Genomic DNA, 324 nt, shown 5'->3' on the forward strand with positions numbered 1-324 from the left:
CTTCAAAAACACGCTTGGTTTCTTCATACATTTTATTCTGGTCAACAAACAGTCCTTTTTTGGGGTACCTGCCTAACCAGATATTATCCATCACTGTGCGTTGCAGGACCTGGTTTAATTCCTGATGAACCATAGAAACGCCAGATTCCAGCGCTTCTTTCGATGACTGGAAATTGACCGGTTTACCCAGAAAGACAATCTCACCTTCATCTTTCTCGTAAATACCAAACAGGCACTTCAATAAGGTCGATTTCCCGGCCCCGTTCTCCCCCATTAAGGCATGAATAGAATGAGGGCGGACGTTGAGATTGACATTATCCAGGG

Annotated in this window: 1 protein-coding gene; it reads right to left on the reverse strand. The window is 44.4% G+C overall.

The window, feature by feature from the left end; translation table 11 throughout:
- The coding region (locus SB753_RS35835) for an ATP-binding cassette domain-containing protein (RefSeq protein ID WP_410804837.1) at positions 1-324 on the reverse strand (324 nt) is incomplete at both ends.

The organism is Paraburkholderia sp. SIMBA_053, assembly GCF_046534895.1.
GTDB classification, from domain to species: Bacteria; Pseudomonadota; Gammaproteobacteria; order Burkholderiales; family Burkholderiaceae; genus Paraburkholderia; species Paraburkholderia caledonica.